This window comes from Muricomes intestini, from assembly GCF_004346165.1.
GTDB classification, from domain to species: Bacteria; Bacillota; Clostridia; order Lachnospirales; family Lachnospiraceae; genus Muricomes; species Muricomes intestini.
In genome coordinates, this window is sequence record NZ_SLZZ01000001.1 from 39,298 (window position 1) to 54,182 (window position 14,885).

A 14,885-nucleotide genomic window follows, 5' to 3' on the forward strand; every position below is an offset into this window, starting at 1 on the left:
CTGAAAATATTCGTGGTGGAAGGAGATATATAAGTGGATAATATTGTTGAAAATCAAGTGTTAAATCCTGAATTAATAAAAAATGTAGATAAAGATCTACAACCCACACAGAAGCGTATTATGACTCCGCTATCTTATGCAGCAAGCTTTATGGGTGGATGTGTATCTATAGGGACGTTCTCTATGGGAGCTGGTCTGATTGGCGCCCTAACAGTTCCACAGGCTATCTTAGCCATGATCATAGGTTGTGCTGTCATCGCAGTTGCCCTGGTTGTTATCGGCAACTGCGGACACAAATATGGTATTCCGTACACAATACAGCTTCGAAGCAGCTTTGGTACGACTGGTTTAAAAGTACCTGGATTGTTGAGAGGTGTGCCGGCTGTCATCTGGTTCGGTTTTCAGAGTTGGGTTGGTGCCGGTGCAATTAACAATTGTTTAAAAATTTTATTTGGGTTTGATAACCTTCCGATAGTGTATGCACTATTTACTCTTCTCCAAGTGGCGTTGGCAATCAAGGGCTTTGAGGGGATTAAATGGCTTGAAAATATTTCCAGCATTTTTATCATTGTTATTTTGATTTACATGTTATACGTTGTTAAAACCCGGTTTGGAACAGAAATCGGTGAAACGTTTTCTGATATTAAAGGCACATGGGGTATGCCCTTCTGGGCAGCAACGACCTCTTTCCTGGGGATATATTCTACAATGATTATCAATGCGTCTGACTATACAAGAAACTTAAAAGAAAATGTAGGGCCCAAATTCACAGGAACGCTTTATACAGTTGCAATTTTGCCAGTTACTTTATTCATGGGATTGATTGGCTTATTGGTTACAGCTGCAACAGGAAATAGTGATCCGGTTGTTGTATTCTCAACAACAATGGGAAGCAAATTCTTAACCATCCTGACACTTCTCTTCATTGCATTTGCCCAGGTAACAACGAATGTATTAAACAATATCGTTCCGCCTGCTTATGTATTAATGGAATCATTTCATATGAAATGGACACATGCAACTATTTTGGTGGGGATTTTGTCTGCATGCTGTATGCCCTGGAAATTAGTAACAGCTAATTCTGCAAAAGGATTAAGTTTGTTTACCCAAGTTTATTCTGCATTTTTAGGCCCCATTTTCGCTGTTATGGCAATTGATTATTACATCCTTCGCAAGAAAAAGCTGGATATCAATCGCATGTATGATAAAGAAGGCCCTTATAAAGGAGTTAACTGGGCGGCTATTATTGCAATCTTAGCTGGCTCCCTCTGTTCACTGGTAGTTGTAGAGCTGTCTTGGTATATAAGTCTGATACCGACAGGACTACTATATTACTTCCTCATGAAAAAGCTTCCAGCTTCTAGAAATTTTCGCGTTGGAACAATTTTTGAAGAGGAACAAACTGAAGAGAAGGTGGAGACTGCTCTACTCTAAGATTTGTTAAGTATCTTGCAGCCTGTTGTTTAAAAATTGGATGGTAGAATTTAAAAGTTGAGTGACTGAAAAGGGGCTGTCGGTCCGGTCGAAATCATGCCCTGTGGATGCAGAGATGTAGCGCTTCGTATTATATTTGCTGCAGAGGTTTAAAAATTCATCATATGGCACATCGGGATCGTTGATGCTGTGAGCACAAAATAATGGGCAGGGAAAGGTATCTACACAGCGCAAAGAATAGTTCATGAGGAACTGACTGTTCCGTCCTCTGTAAAAGAAAGACGTCCAGGTACCTTTTTGTCTGGCATATACATAGGCACTGTAGTGCGTGTCCATAGGGCCAAAGCTATGGGTTTCCAGAGGCAGAGATTCTAAAAAGGATTTAGGAACAGCCGGCATCCGAAGATAAAAAGGACTCGGGCATTCAAACCAATTATCGCAAAGAAAGCCATATCCGTAATAAGAAATTATTCCCCAAGGGTTTTTGGAAAAAGTTCCTTTGGCTGCAGAAAGCAGACAGAGGTATGCACCTGCAGATCTTCCCCAGAGAAAATAAGGAAGATTTGCAGGAACACCAGGAATTATCTGATTTAAGTATGCCTCTATGGATTTACACACATCCTCCAGAATCTGATCGATTTGGGCAGCTGGAGCAAGGGGGTAATCAAAAGAGATAATTGCATATCCAGCTTGCGTAAACAGACCCCTGTGAAGCTCTGGCAGATCTTCACGATTGCCATACAGAAGTCCTCCCCCATGAAAATACAAGACACAAGCTCTGAGCTTAACCTCGAAATCGGTGTAAATAGTAGCTGACTTTAGAAAGGGCTTATCCTGAAGTTTGATATTCTTTGTCTGTAACATAAGAATCCTCCTTATTTGATATAATTTGAATGGATACAAATTAGATAAAAAATCCTATTTGCATAAAAAGTCTGAATTAATAGAAAAATCATAAAAAACTCCCATATATAAAGCATATTATAGCACAAACAAGAAAAATAATAAAATGTTAATTTATTAACAAAGAGGATAAAATGGATAAAAAAATAGAATGACTTTGTCTAAAGTAAGGATTGAAAAAAAAGTTATGAATGGGCATAATGATACTATAAAAACTAATTAATATAATCATATAAAAAAAGGAGATATGAAAAATGAGTTATTTAAATAATCAGGTAGGTTATCGAGAGGATCTTTTAGAAACCCGTACAGTAGTAAAAAAAGGAAATTATGTAATTCTTGAGCCAGATGGACTGGTAAAAAATATTGTTCCTGGTTACTCAAACTGTGACGTAACAATTCTTGGGTCACCATCTATGGGAGCGTCATTTGCGGATTATCTCATTACAGTACATGAGGGAGGAAAAAATACAGGAATAGGAGGAGAAGGAATTGAATCTTTCTTGTATATAATTTCCGGTGAAGTATCTGTGAAGAATGATGACAAAGAAGCTGACCTTACAGCAGGCGGATACATTTTCTCACCGGCAGGAAACAATATCACATTTGAAAGCAAGGGAACAGAGGATGCCAAATTGTATGTTTACAGACGCAGATATGAAGCTTTGGAAGGATATAATGCTTATACGGTTGTTAACAATGTAAACAACATGGAATGGATGGAATATGAAGGAATGGCAAACTGCCACAGTAAAGATCTTCTTCCCTCAGCAAAGGATCTTGGATTTGATATGAACATGCATATTTTGAAGTTCAAACTCGGGGCTTCTCATGGATATATTGAAACTCATATTCAAGAGCATGGTATGTACTTCCTTTCTGGAAAAGGCATATATCGTGTAGATGATGAATGGATTCCTGTAAAAGCAGGTGATTATATGTTTCTTGATGCTTATTGTCCGCAGGCTTGCTATGCAGTAGGACGTGAGGAAGATTTCGTTTATATTTACTCAAAAGATTGTAACAGAGATGTTGCTTTATAATTCATTATAAGGACGGTATGGAGTAATGAGACTTTCTCGGGAAGAGCTAAAAAGCTTAATGAAAAATAAATTAATTGCAGCAGGCCTAAAGGAAGAACATGCTGAGACAACGGCCGAAATTCTTACATGGGCCCATGAGAGAGGATATGCATCCCATGGAGCTGTCCGTGTAGAGTATTATGCAGAAAGAATTTCTAAAGGTGGCATCACAACAGAACCAAACTTTACATGGAAAGAGACTGGGCCCTGCAGTGGAATCTTTGACGGAGACAATGGGGTTGGCTATGTAGTAGCAGAAGAAGGAATGAAAAAAGGAATTGAAATGGCTAGAAAAAATGGGATAGCTGTCGTAGGCATGGCAAATATGTCACACAGTGGTTCTATTGGATATTATTCAGAGCTGGCTGCAAAGGAAGATCTTCTTGCAGTCACATTCTGCCAGTCAGATCCGATGGCAGTACCTTATGGCGGAACAGAGCCATATTATGGTACAAACCCAATTTCGTTTGCAGCTCCTACAGCAGATGACAGAACGGTCGTGTTTGATATGGCAACAACTGTTCAGGCCTGGGGGAAGATTCTTGACAAACGTTCACAAGGGGTATCTATTCCGGATACATGGGCTGTAGATGAAAAAGGAATGCCTGTGACAGATCCGTATTTGGTAAATGCATTAGTCCCGATTGCAGGTGCAAAGGGATACGGACTTATGATGATGGTTGATATTTTCGCAGGCGTACTTCTTGGAGTACCGTTTGGAAAGCATGTAAGTTCTATGTATCATGACCTTTCTAAGGGAAGAGAATTAGGACAGATGCATATTGTAATAGATCCTGCAAGATTTATCGGTACAGAAGAATTCAAAAAGAGGATGTCAATGGTGCTTGATGAACTTGGAGAAATGCCTGCAGCAAAAGGATATGGAAAAGTATATTATCCTGGAGAACGTGCAATTATGAGAAGAGATAAAGCTTATGCAGAGGGCGGAATTGAAGTGGTTGATGAATTGGTAGATTATCTGAAGAGTGATGCAATTCACTTCAACCGCTATGATCATAAAAACAGATTCGCGGACTAAGGGAAAAGGAAGAAAACAGATGTTAAAAACAGTTGTAAAAAAAGGAAGCTATCACGATTCCGTTGTTCTTATGCTTTTAACAAATAAGATTTCAACGATTAAAGGTGTTAAGAAAGTATCTATTATGATGGCAACACCGGCCAATAAAGATATTTACAGACAGAGCGGACTTTCAACAGAGGCGCTTGAAGAAGCATCTGCCAATGATCTTGTTATTGTTGCTGATGTGGAGGAGGATAGTCTTCTTGATACAATCGAAGCAGAGATGGAAGACTTCTTTAAGAAACAATCCACAGTAAATGCAAAGAATAAAGGAACTGAAAGTGTAAAATCTTGGGGTAAAGCACTGGCAAAACAGCCGGATGCTAATCTTGCAGTTATTTCTATTCCAGGTGAATATGCGGCTTTTGAGGCAGAGCGTGCACTGGATGAAGGCATGAATGTATTCCTGTATAGTGATAACGTAACAATTGAAGATGAAAAAGCGTTAAAAGAAAAAGCGCATGCAAAGGGACTGGCAGTTATGGGACCTGATTGTGGTACAGGAATTATTCAGGGAGTACCTATTGCATTTACGAATAACGTGTCAAAAGGTTCTATAGGAATTATTGGCGCTTCAGGAACAGGTATCCAGGAACTTACGACAATTATTGACAGACTTGGTGAAGGGGTTACGAATGCAATCGGAATTGGCGGACGTGACCTCAATGCTGCAGTTGGCGGTATCACGATGGCGGACATGATTGATGCTATGGAAGATGATGATACAGTAAAGGTTTTAATTATTGTTTCTAAACCACCGGCAAAAGAGGTAAGAGATAACATTTCCGATAGACTGAGCAACTTCAGTAAACCAGTTGTTACGCTGTTTGTGGGAGAAAAACCAGAATATCATGAGGAAAACTTCTACCACGCATATACATTAGATGAAGCTGCACGTCTTGCCGTTAGTCTTGTAAGAGGGACCAAAGCTCCAGAAGCAAGTGCCGATGCAGACGAATCAGAGTTTTTCAAAGCAGAAGAAAATAAGACAATTAAAGCATACTATTCAGGTGGAACACTCGCAAATGAAGCAGCGATGCTCATCAAAGATGCAATGGATGTAAAAGTACCACCAGAGGATATTGAAGGATATATGCTTCAGTTAGAGGGCAATATTGTAGTTGACCTTGGTGATGATGCATATACAAAAGGAAAACCACATCCGATGATTGATCCGGCAAAGCGAATTGAGTGCATGGAAAATGCAATCGATGATGAGTCAACGGGTGTGATTCTTCTTGATATTATGCTGGGATATGGATCACATGAAGACATGGCAGGAGCACTTCTTCCATCTATTATCCGTCTCCGTGACAAAGCAAAAAAAACAGGAAGAAGAGTATTCTTCATTGCAACTGTTTGCGGAACAAGGAAAGACTATCAGGGATATGATGAAGCTGTTAAAAAGCTGAAAGATGCAGGCGTTATTGTATGTGAAAATAATAAACTTGCATGCCGTACAGCAATTCGTGCAATTGGAAGAGATTTCAAAGAACCAGTGAAAGAAATCCGTGCAAAAAAAGTTGTAGAGGTAGAAAAACATACACCTTCTGAGAAACTTCGCCATCTTCTTTCAGACAAACCACATATTATTAACGTTGGGCTTAAGAGCTTTGCCGAAGTTGCAGAAAAGTTCGAATGTGAAGTGGTTCAGTATGACTGGATGCCGCCAGCAGGTGGAGACGTTGAGCTGATTAAGACTCTTAATTTCCTGAGGCATTATGAAGAAATTGATGAGGCCAATCAGAGTGTTATTGCGAAAGTGGTGGCAAGTCAGCCGGTATTGAAAGATAATGTCCGTGCAAAAGAAGTGATTCCAGAACTGAATAAAGGAAAAGTAATTCTTCATGCCGGTCCACCGGTTGCATATGAGAACATGCCAGATCCAATGCAGGGCTCTTGTGTAGGGGCTGCACTATTCGAAGAATGGGCAGACGATGAAGCTGATGCCAGAAAGCTTTTAGAAAGTGGAGAAGTGAAATTTATTCCTTGTCATCATGTAAACGCAGTTGGACCAATGGGGGGGATCACATCCCCTAATATGGCTGTATTCGTTGTCGAAAATGAAACAGATGGAAATCATGCATACTGTACAATGAATGAAGGTATTGGTAAAGTACTTCGTTTCGGGGCATATTCAGAAGAAGTTGTAGAGAGACTTCGCTGGATGAGGGATGTACTTGGTCCAACACTTGGAAAAGTACTTCGTACAATGGAAAACGGTCTTGCAATCAATCCATTAATTGCAAAAGCAGTTGCTATGGGAGATGAGTTCCATCAGAGAAATATAGCTGCTTCTCTTGCATTCTTAAAAGAAGTGGCACCATACATTACAGCATTTGATATGAATGAAAAAGATCGTTACGATGTCATTAAATTTCTTGCAGATACAGATCAGTTCTTTCTTAACATTATGATGGCGACAGGTAAAGCTGTTATGGACGGAGCTCGCATGATCCAGGCGGGCACCATTGTTACGGCAATGTGCAGAAATGGTTACGAATTTGGCATACGTATTGCAGGTATGGGGGATGAATGGTTTACGGGCCCGGTAAATACTCCTCAAGGTCTGTACTTTACGGGATATGATGGAGAAGATGCCTGCCCGGATATGGGCGACAGTGCGATTACAGAGACATTTGGTGTTGGAGGAATGGCAATGATTGCAGCTCCTGCAGTAACAAGATTCATTGGTGCAGGCGGATATAAAGATGCACTTTGTACAAGTAATAAGATGACTGAAATCTGTATTAGCAGAAACCCAAATTTCACAGTCCCGACATGGGATTTCCAGGGAATATGCCTTGGAATCGATGCAAGATTGGTTGTTGAAAAAGGTATTACACCAGTTATCAATACAGGTATTGCTCATAAGACTGCGGGATATGGTCAAATTGGAGCAGGTACTGTACATCCGCCAATTGAATGCTTCCAAAAAGCAATTGCGGCATATGCGAAAAAACTTGGTTTCGAAGGCTGATATTGGGGGAATTAATATGGATAACAACACAGTTGTGATTGCACTTGGGGGAAATGCGCTTGGGAAGAATGGTGCAGAACAGAAAGAGGCTGTTGCTAAGACTGCGAAAGTAATTGTGGATCTGGCAGAAGAAGGGTTGAATCTGGTAATCACACATGGAAATGGCCCGCAGGTTGGGATGATCCAAAATGCTATGGATAATCTCGCAATGATCCAGTCGGAATATGGACAGACTGCACTTCCCGCGAGTGTTGCCATGAGCCAGGGCTATATTGGCATTGATCTTCAAAATGCAATCAAATATGAATTATATAGTAGAAATATAGATAAAAAGGTATCTACAATCCTGTCACAGGTAGAGGTAGATAAAGAAGACGAAGCCTTTTTAAATCCCACAAAACCAATCGGAAGATTTCTAACAAGAGAAGAAGCAGAAAAAAAAGAAGCAGATGGCATTAAATGTATGGAAGATGCAGGAAGAGGCTACAGAATTGTAGTCGCTTCCCCAATGCCAAAGAAAATCCGTGAACTTCAGACGATTAAAACTCTGTTAGAAGCAGGTCATATTGTAATCACATGTGGAGGCGGTGGAATTCCGGTAATCGATGACTATGGAAAACTTTCAGGTGTCAGTGCGGTGATTGATAAGGATAATGCCAGCAGTCTCTTAGCAAAAGAGTTGAACGCAGACTTATTAATTATTCTGACGGCAGTCGAAAAGGCGGCAATTAATTTTGGAAAAGAAAATCAAGAATGGCTTAGTGATTTGACGGTAGAGCAGGCAGAAGAGTATATTAAACAGGGACAGTTTGCAAAAGGCTCTATGCTGCCCAAAATTGAAGCTGCAATCCGTTTTGCTGAATCTGGAGAGGGACGCCGGACTCTGATTACACAACTTGAAAAAGCCGCAGCAGGAATTGCCGGTGAGACAGGGACAGTGATATATAAGTAATTTAGGAGATGGATAATGAACGTACCAACAAATTTGTTTATGTGGATTATGGCTTTTTTGCCAATCGCAGCATTATTAATCTTGATGATTAAGTTTCAGTGGGGCGGGACAAAGGCTGCTCCTGTTGGGCTGATTATCACAGCGATTACAGGATTTGCATTTTATAAAGCAGATATGAAATTAATTGCTTCAGAAAGTGCAAAAGGAATATGGAGTGCACTGCCTATATTGTTGATTGTTTGGAGCGCAATTCTTTTATATCAGGTAGCTGATCAGGCAAAAGCATTTCTTGTTATTCGTAATGGAATGAAAAAATTACTGCCAAACGAGCTTCTGGTGGTATTGGCCCTTGGATGGATTCTAGAAAGTTTCCTTCAGGGAATTACAGGCTTTGGAGTTCCTGTTGCTGTGGGGGCACCTCTTCTTATCGGTATTGGCGTAAATCCACTTTACGCTGTTATTATTCCACTTTTAGGGCAGGCATGGGGCAATACTTTTGGAACTCTAGGTGCAGCTTGGGATTCCCTGGTGGTTGCTACAAAGATCACTGAAGGTTCTGCAGAGTATTTTAAAACAGCTTTGTGGAGTGCACTTTTTATTTGGATTTTTGATTTAATCACAGGACTTGTAATATGCTGGTTTTATGGAAAAGGAAAAGCCATTAAAAAAGGGCTTTTGGCAGTGGTTATCTTGTCTGTCATTCAAGGAGGAGGAGAACTCCTACTTACACAAATAAATACAACAATTTCGTGTTTTATACCTGCTTGCATATCTTTGGTTGTATTGTTCTTACTAGGACGTATGAAAATGTACAAAGATGAGTGGAGAATTGAAGACAGCCCGATTATGGACAGAACAAAAGAGACAGAAGAAAAGGATGAAGCACCTGCAAATATGACATTAATTCAGGCTTTTATTCCTTATATTCTTTTAACTGTAGTTACAATTGTTGTTCTGATGATAGGGCCTGTGAATAGAGTCCTTGGCCAATTTTCCATTTCGTTTGCATTTTCGGAGACTAAGACAGGTTATGGTTTTATAAATGAAGCAGTTGAGCATTTTTCACCGCTGGCACCATTTACACATGCGAGCATGTTCTTATTCATCTCTGCAATCGCAGGACTTATATATTTTAAGAAAAACGGGTGGATCAAAAAAGGTGGAGCGAAGGCTGCATTTTTAAAATCAGCGGTCATGACAATGCCATCAGGTATCGCTGTTATTAGTTTGGTTATTATGTCAAAAATTATGGGCGGAACCGGTCAGACAATGGTTCTTGCAGATGGAATTGCAAATATACTTGGTAAAGTATATATAATTTTGGCGCCGGTAGTCGGAATGATTGGATCATTCATGACAGGAAGTAATATGACTTCCAATATCTTATTTGGGGATTTCCAGGTTACGACAGCGAAATTCCTTGGTGTAAACCAGTCTGCAATTTTAGGAGCACAGACAACCGGCGGGGCAATCGGAAGTGCGATTAGTCCGGGAAAGATTATTCTTGGAACAACAACAGCCGAAATTCTCGGAAGTGAAGGTCAAGTATTAAAGAAAATTATACCGATCACAACAGCTGCAGCATTGGTCATAGGTGCGATCTTGTTTGTCTGTATTGTGATTTAAAAGTATATGAATGATACCAGGGTCAAAAGGTCATGCGTTTCATGCCTGAATGAAAAAGCATGACCTTGGAACCCATAAAACATGAGAAAGTAGCCCGAATAGGGCGGATTTCGAATGTTTTTAGGATTGCGGGAGCACAAAGTGCGGAGCAATCCGTAGGTATCAGGGGGGAAAAATACCTTTTGACCCCTACATCATATGAATATATAGAACAAAACCACTTCTTGAAAGGTAAGAAGAGAAAGGGATACATATGGGAATTGAAGAAATTACAGGGAGAATTGCCAGAGACCTTGAACATCTGAAACAGTATACTGCAACACCAGGAAACGGATGTACAAGATTACCATTTACAAAAGAGGCCAGAGAGGCTGTAAATTATTTGAAAGAACTTATGACGGAAGCAGGACTTGAGGTGTCAGAAGACGCGGCGGGAAATGTAATTGGTGTGTTAAAAGGAGAAGATTCTGAAGCACCAAGTGTTTTGATGGGTTCTCATTATGATTCTGTGGTAAATGGGGGAGATTACGACGGAATTGGTGGAGTTATTTGTGCAATTGAGGTTGCAAGACAATTAAAAGATGCAGGGCTTGTTCCTAAGAGGAATTTTGTTGTAGTTGGCTTCTGCGATGAAGAAGGTATGCGTTTTTGTACCGGATATTTTGGCTCAGGAGCAATGCTTGGAAACCGTGATGTTGCTTATACTAAGAGGTTTGCAGATACTTCTGGGATTACGGTGTATGACGCGATGAAAGAATATGGGCTTGATCCGGAAAAAATAAAAGATGCAGCCTGGAAAGAAGGCAGTATCGGGCATTTCTTAGAGGTACATATTGAACAGGGGCCTGTACTTGATGCAGAAGGTTTTGACCTCGGGCTTGTAGATTGTATCGTAGGCATTCAGAGATACATGGTAACAGTTCATGGAAGGGCGGACCACGCAGGAACAACACCAATGGATATGAGAATGGATGCTGTAGATGCAGCTGCAAAGGTAATTTCCAAAATTGGTGATTGGGCCAGGGAAAAAGCGGATGGCTCGGTTGCTACTGTAGGTTATATTAATACTGTGCCTGGCGGCATGAACATTGTTGCAGAAGAGGTTCAGTTTACAGTTGATATTCGTTCAAGAAATAATGATAATATCAATGATATTGCAAATCGTATCAGATGTGCATTGGAAAGGGAAGTTAAGATGTATGGCGGAAGCTTTGAGATGGATAATAAGCTTACAATTACACCTGTGCAATTATCAGAAGAAATGCTTGATATCATGGAAGAAGAATGTAAAGTAAGAGGATATACATATAAACGGCTTCCAAGTGGAGCAGGCCATGATGCACTTGAAATCGGCCAGGTCATCCCGACGGTTATGTTATTTGTACCAAGCTTGGAAGGCAGAAGTCATTGTCCGGTAGAATTTACAAAATATAGTGAATTTGCAAAAGCGGCAGTAGTTATGGAAAAACTTACAAAAGATCTGTTGATGAGATAGTAGACAAAAAGAGTTCCTTGAGGTATAGGTATTCCAGAAAACATACTTGAGTTGGCAAACGCTAATTTCCCGTTTTTGATTGAAGAATTATGTAATCTTTAGTATAATATGATGTAGGGGCCCCAAGGTCATGCTTTTTCATGCAGGCATGAAACGCATGACCTTTTGACCCTGGTATCATAATATAGACAAAATTTGTGTTTTGTGGAAGGATTAAGTATGGGAATCAGTGTAAAGTACCTTCTTCAGGTAAAAGAGCTAGAGGGTGTAAGCGTTCTATCAGAAAATGAAGGATTAGACAATGAAATCAAGGGAGTTACTATTATAGAGGCCCCGGATATTGTAAAGTTTATTAATGGTGGAGAAGTACTGCTTACTGGACTTTATGCATTTAAAGATTGCAGCATTGCAGCATTTTTAGAATATTTGAATGAGCTGGCAGGAAAAGAGGTTAGTGCAATTGCTCTAAAAAGGGGAAGAAATGTAGACAATGCGGATCTTAAAATAAAAGTATTGATGGAATTCTCAGCTGAACATAAAATACCGATATTAGATGTCCCATTTGACATATCTTTTCGGAATATTATGAGTCTTATCATGGAGCATTTGTTCAATGAAGAAGTAACACGGCTTAAGTATTTTAAGACAACTCATGATAACTTTGAGGCACTTGTACTTCAGGCCGATTCTTTCGATGGAGCGATAAAGAAAATCATAGATGTTCTTTCAAAATCTATCGATAACCCGGTAGCTGTGTTTGACCGTCATACGGCATGTGTTGCTGCAAGTGATGATGCAGAAAAAGAATTTGAAATTCAAAATAATGCGCGGAATTTTGAGCCGGAGATATTTTCCAACTACAAATATCGGAGACAAAAAGGAAAATACGTACAGTATTTGATTAAGGTTAAATTAAATTTTGAGGAAAAGTTACACCTTGTAATAACTGAGAAAAATCAAGAATTTAATGTTATGGATTGCATCGCAACGGAAAGTGCGATTAATGCACTTCAACTTGAGTTTGCAAAACAATATGCAGTGCTGGAATTAGAAAAGAAGTTTCAGAACGATATTATGCATAATTTGTTAAATGGAAAAATTCACTCTGTGGAAGAATTAAGGAAGAATACGAGTTTATTGGGTGTTTCTTTCAACGGACATTTTCGCGTGATCGTGTTTGGCCTGGAAGATTCACGAAAAAATAGCATTGATTTACAGGAACAGGTGAAAGGCACGAATATTCTTGCAGATGCAATTGTTAATTCGCTGAAGAACGTAAGAGTTCATAATGAAATTGATAGGATTGTTGTGATTCAGGAAGTGAGAGAAGAACAAACCCAAGAAGAATACCGCATAGAAATACGCCGTGCTGTTGTGGAAATTCAGTCTTATATAGCAAAAAGAAAAAGGAACTTGAAAGCAAAGGCCGGTGTAGGAAAAGTTGTAGAAGGAATTATAAATCTGCCGGAGAGCTTTAAAGAAGCAAATGAAGCATCTAAGTTTATAGACATTGCCGGAGATATATCTGAAGACGGAGATTCTTGTGTTATACTCTTTTCCGATCTTGGAATCTTTAAATTATTAGCCCAGCTGAATGAGCAGGAACAACTTTTGGAATATATTCCGGAAGGGCTTAAGAAGTTGTTAGATTATAAGAGACCACAAAGGGATGACTTATTGATAACTTTAAAGACATATCTCGACCGAAATTTGAATCTTTCAAAGACAGCACGAGATTTGTATGTACATTACAAAACAGCATCTTATCGTATAGAAAAAATCATTAAAATTACGGGAATTGACTTTGATAATGCGAATGAAGTTTTAGCATTCCGTATTGGATTAGTTGTCTATAAAATGATAGAAAAGCATAATAAGGATTACATATAAAAATATTGTAACTGAAAGATAGTTTATCTACACTAGATAAACTATCTTTCTTTTTTTATCAAATTACAACGATGTAATTTGTTAAAAAATTATCTATAATAAAAGTATAAAATAGATAAAGTCAATAAATAAATAAAATCCATAAATAAATGGATGTCATATTGGAGAAATGCTAAAAGAATGGAGGCAGTTATGAGAATTAATTTAGAAAGGGTTCTCTCACGCTTGGAAGAGCTATATCAGTGTGGCTTGCTCGAAGATGGAAATCACACGCGAATGGCTTTTTCACCAGAAGATTTAAAAGGCAGGGAAGTATTCCAAAATTATTTTCGCAAGTTAGGCTTAGACCCCAGGATTGATGAAGCTGGTAATAATATTGTGCGATTAGAAGGAAGAAATCCAGACCTTCCGGTGATTATGACGGGTTCTCATCTTGATACTGTTCCCGATGGGGGAAGGTATGATGGTGCTCTTGGCTGTATCGGCGGCCTGGAGGTTTGTGAAACTTTGGTGGAAAATCATTATCAGTTAAATCACCCATTAGAAGTGATTGTTTTTACGGATGAAGAAGGATTTCGATTCGGCAATGGACTTCTTGGAAGTAGCGCAATAGCAGGCGGAAAACTTGGCATATCAGAAAATGACACAGATCTTTATGGAGAAAAGCGCAGCGAGGTAATGAAGAAATGTGGTATTTCTGTAATGGATGCATATAAAGCTAAGAGAGACAAAGATTCTGTTCACTGTTTTATGGAATTACATATTGAACAGGGTGCTTCTTTATATAGGAATCAAACATCGATTGGAATTGTATCTTCAATTGCAGGTGTGCTCCGCTATGAAGTAACAATAGAAGGAGAGGCGAATCATGCTGGAAGTACGGTTATGGATGAAAGAAAAGATGCACTTGCAGCAGCAGCCAAATTTATTGCAAAGTTACCAAATATCATTAAATCTTGTGGAAATCATTACACGGTTGGCACTGTAGGAACAATTAAGGTAACTCCAAATTCTGTAAATGTAGTGCCAGGAAGTTGTACTTTCCAATTAGAAGTGCGTGATCAGGATGAAAAAGTCATTAAGAATATTTGCAATCAAGCGAAAGAACATATAGAACAAATCTGCCGCGAGATGGGAGAGACTTGTACATTTACAAAGATTTCTTATCATGAACCCGCACCAATGGCTGGTTGGGTAAAAGATGCAATTGAATGTGCTGTGAGAAAATTAGGCATTCAATATGAAATCGTACCAAGTGGTGCTTTTCATGATTCACTAATTATGACGGCAGCTTTTCCAACAGGCATGATTTTTGTGCCAAGTGTAGATGGAATTAGCCATTCAAGATATGAAAAGACACTGGACAAAGATATTGAACAAGGATGCAATGCATTACTTCAAACAATTCTTGAAGTAGATGATGTAGCAGAATAAACCCTAAA

Annotated in this window: 10 protein-coding genes; 9 read left to right on the forward strand and 1 reads right to left on the reverse strand. The window is 39.2% G+C overall.

Annotated elements, in window-relative coordinates:
- The first annotated feature begins 33 nt into the window (after window positions 1-33).
- Entirely contained in the window at window positions 34-1,434 is a 1,401-nt protein-coding gene (locus EDD59_RS00170; protein ID WP_132377788.1) for an NCS1 family transporter, read from the forward strand.
- Window positions 1,435-1,440: 6 nt separating this feature from the next.
- Here the strand turns inward: EDD59_RS00170 and EDD59_RS00175 are convergent, their stop codons facing one another.
- Window positions 1,441-2,298: an alpha/beta hydrolase gene (locus EDD59_RS00175; RefSeq protein WP_132377790.1), complete on the reverse strand. Its 858-nt coding sequence runs from the start codon at window positions 2,296-2,298 to the stop codon at window positions 1,441-1,443.
- A gap of 293 nt (window positions 2,299-2,591) precedes the next feature.
- Here EDD59_RS00175 and allE point away from each other — a divergent pair, with 293 nt between their 5' ends.
- From allE to EDD59_RS00215, 8 genes are all read left to right on the forward strand, one after another.
- Window positions 2,592-3,380: a (S)-ureidoglycine aminohydrolase gene (gene allE / locus EDD59_RS00180; RefSeq protein WP_132377792.1), complete on the forward strand. Its 789-nt coding sequence runs from the start codon at window positions 2,592-2,594 to the stop codon at window positions 3,378-3,380.
- A gap of 25 nt (window positions 3,381-3,405) precedes the next feature.
- Entirely contained in the window at window positions 3,406-4,458 is a 1,053-nt protein-coding gene (allD, locus tag EDD59_RS00185) for an ureidoglycolate dehydrogenase (protein WP_132377794.1), read from the forward strand.
- Window positions 4,459-4,477: 19 nt separating this feature from the next.
- A complete protein-coding gene (fdrA, locus tag EDD59_RS00190; RefSeq protein ID WP_132377796.1) occupies window positions 4,478-7,480 on the forward strand; it encodes a bifunctional FdrA/YlbE family protein in 3,003 nt (1,000 codons plus the stop codon).
- 16 nt (window positions 7,481-7,496) lie between these two features.
- Window positions 7,497-8,432, forward strand: a complete 936-nt coding sequence (arcC, locus tag EDD59_RS00195) for a carbamate kinase (protein WP_132377798.1) — start codon at window positions 7,497-7,499, stop codon at window positions 8,430-8,432.
- Between the two features lie 15 nt (window positions 8,433-8,447).
- Window positions 8,448-10,058 carry an L-lactate permease gene (locus EDD59_RS00200; RefSeq protein WP_132377800.1) on the forward strand — a complete coding sequence of 537 codons (1,611 nt, stop codon included), beginning with the start codon at window positions 8,448-8,450 and terminating at the stop codon, window positions 10,056-10,058.
- A 253-nt stretch (window positions 10,059-10,311) separates the two neighbouring features.
- Window positions 10,312-11,553: a M20 family metallo-hydrolase gene (locus tag EDD59_RS00205; protein ID WP_132377802.1), complete on the forward strand. Its 1,242-nt coding sequence runs from the start codon at window positions 10,312-10,314 to the stop codon at window positions 11,551-11,553.
- 219 nt (window positions 11,554-11,772) lie between these two features.
- The gene (locus EDD59_RS00210) at window positions 11,773-13,443 is read left to right on the forward strand and encodes a PucR family transcriptional regulator (RefSeq protein ID WP_132377804.1); all 1,671 of its coding nucleotides are present in this window, start codon (window positions 11,773-11,775) and stop codon (window positions 13,441-13,443) included.
- Window positions 13,444-13,635: 192 nt separating this feature from the next.
- Window positions 13,636-14,877: a Zn-dependent hydrolase gene (locus tag EDD59_RS00215; protein WP_132377806.1), complete on the forward strand. Its 1,242-nt coding sequence runs from the start codon at window positions 13,636-13,638 to the stop codon at window positions 14,875-14,877.
- The last annotated feature ends 8 nt before the right edge of the window (window positions 14,878-14,885 follow it).

Bases quoted from the DNA above. Each gene is read 5' to 3' on its own strand.
- EDD59_RS00175 (WP_132377790.1), bottom strand. From the start codon at position 2,298: ATGTTACAGACAAAGAATATCAAACTTCAGGATAAGCCCTTTCTAAAG.
- allE (WP_132377792.1), top strand. From the start codon at position 2,592: ATGAGTTATTTAAATAATCAGGTAGGTTATCGAGAGGATCTTTTAGAA.
- allD (WP_132377794.1), top strand. From the start codon at position 3,406: ATGAGACTTTCTCGGGAAGAGCTAAAAAGCTTAATGAAAAATAAATTA.
- fdrA (WP_132377796.1), top strand. From the start codon at position 4,478: ATGTTAAAAACAGTTGTAAAAAAAGGAAGCTATCACGATTCCGTTGTT.
- arcC (WP_132377798.1), top strand. From the start codon at position 7,497: ATGGATAACAACACAGTTGTGATTGCACTTGGGGGAAATGCGCTTGGG.
- EDD59_RS00200 (WP_132377800.1), top strand. From the start codon at position 8,448: ATGAACGTACCAACAAATTTGTTTATGTGGATTATGGCTTTTTTGCCA.
- EDD59_RS00205 (WP_132377802.1), top strand. From the start codon at position 10,312: ATGGGAATTGAAGAAATTACAGGGAGAATTGCCAGAGACCTTGAACAT.
- EDD59_RS00210 (WP_132377804.1), top strand. From the start codon at position 11,773: ATGGGAATCAGTGTAAAGTACCTTCTTCAGGTAAAAGAGCTAGAGGGT.
- EDD59_RS00215 (WP_132377806.1), top strand. From the start codon at position 13,636: ATGAGAATTAATTTAGAAAGGGTTCTCTCACGCTTGGAAGAGCTATAT.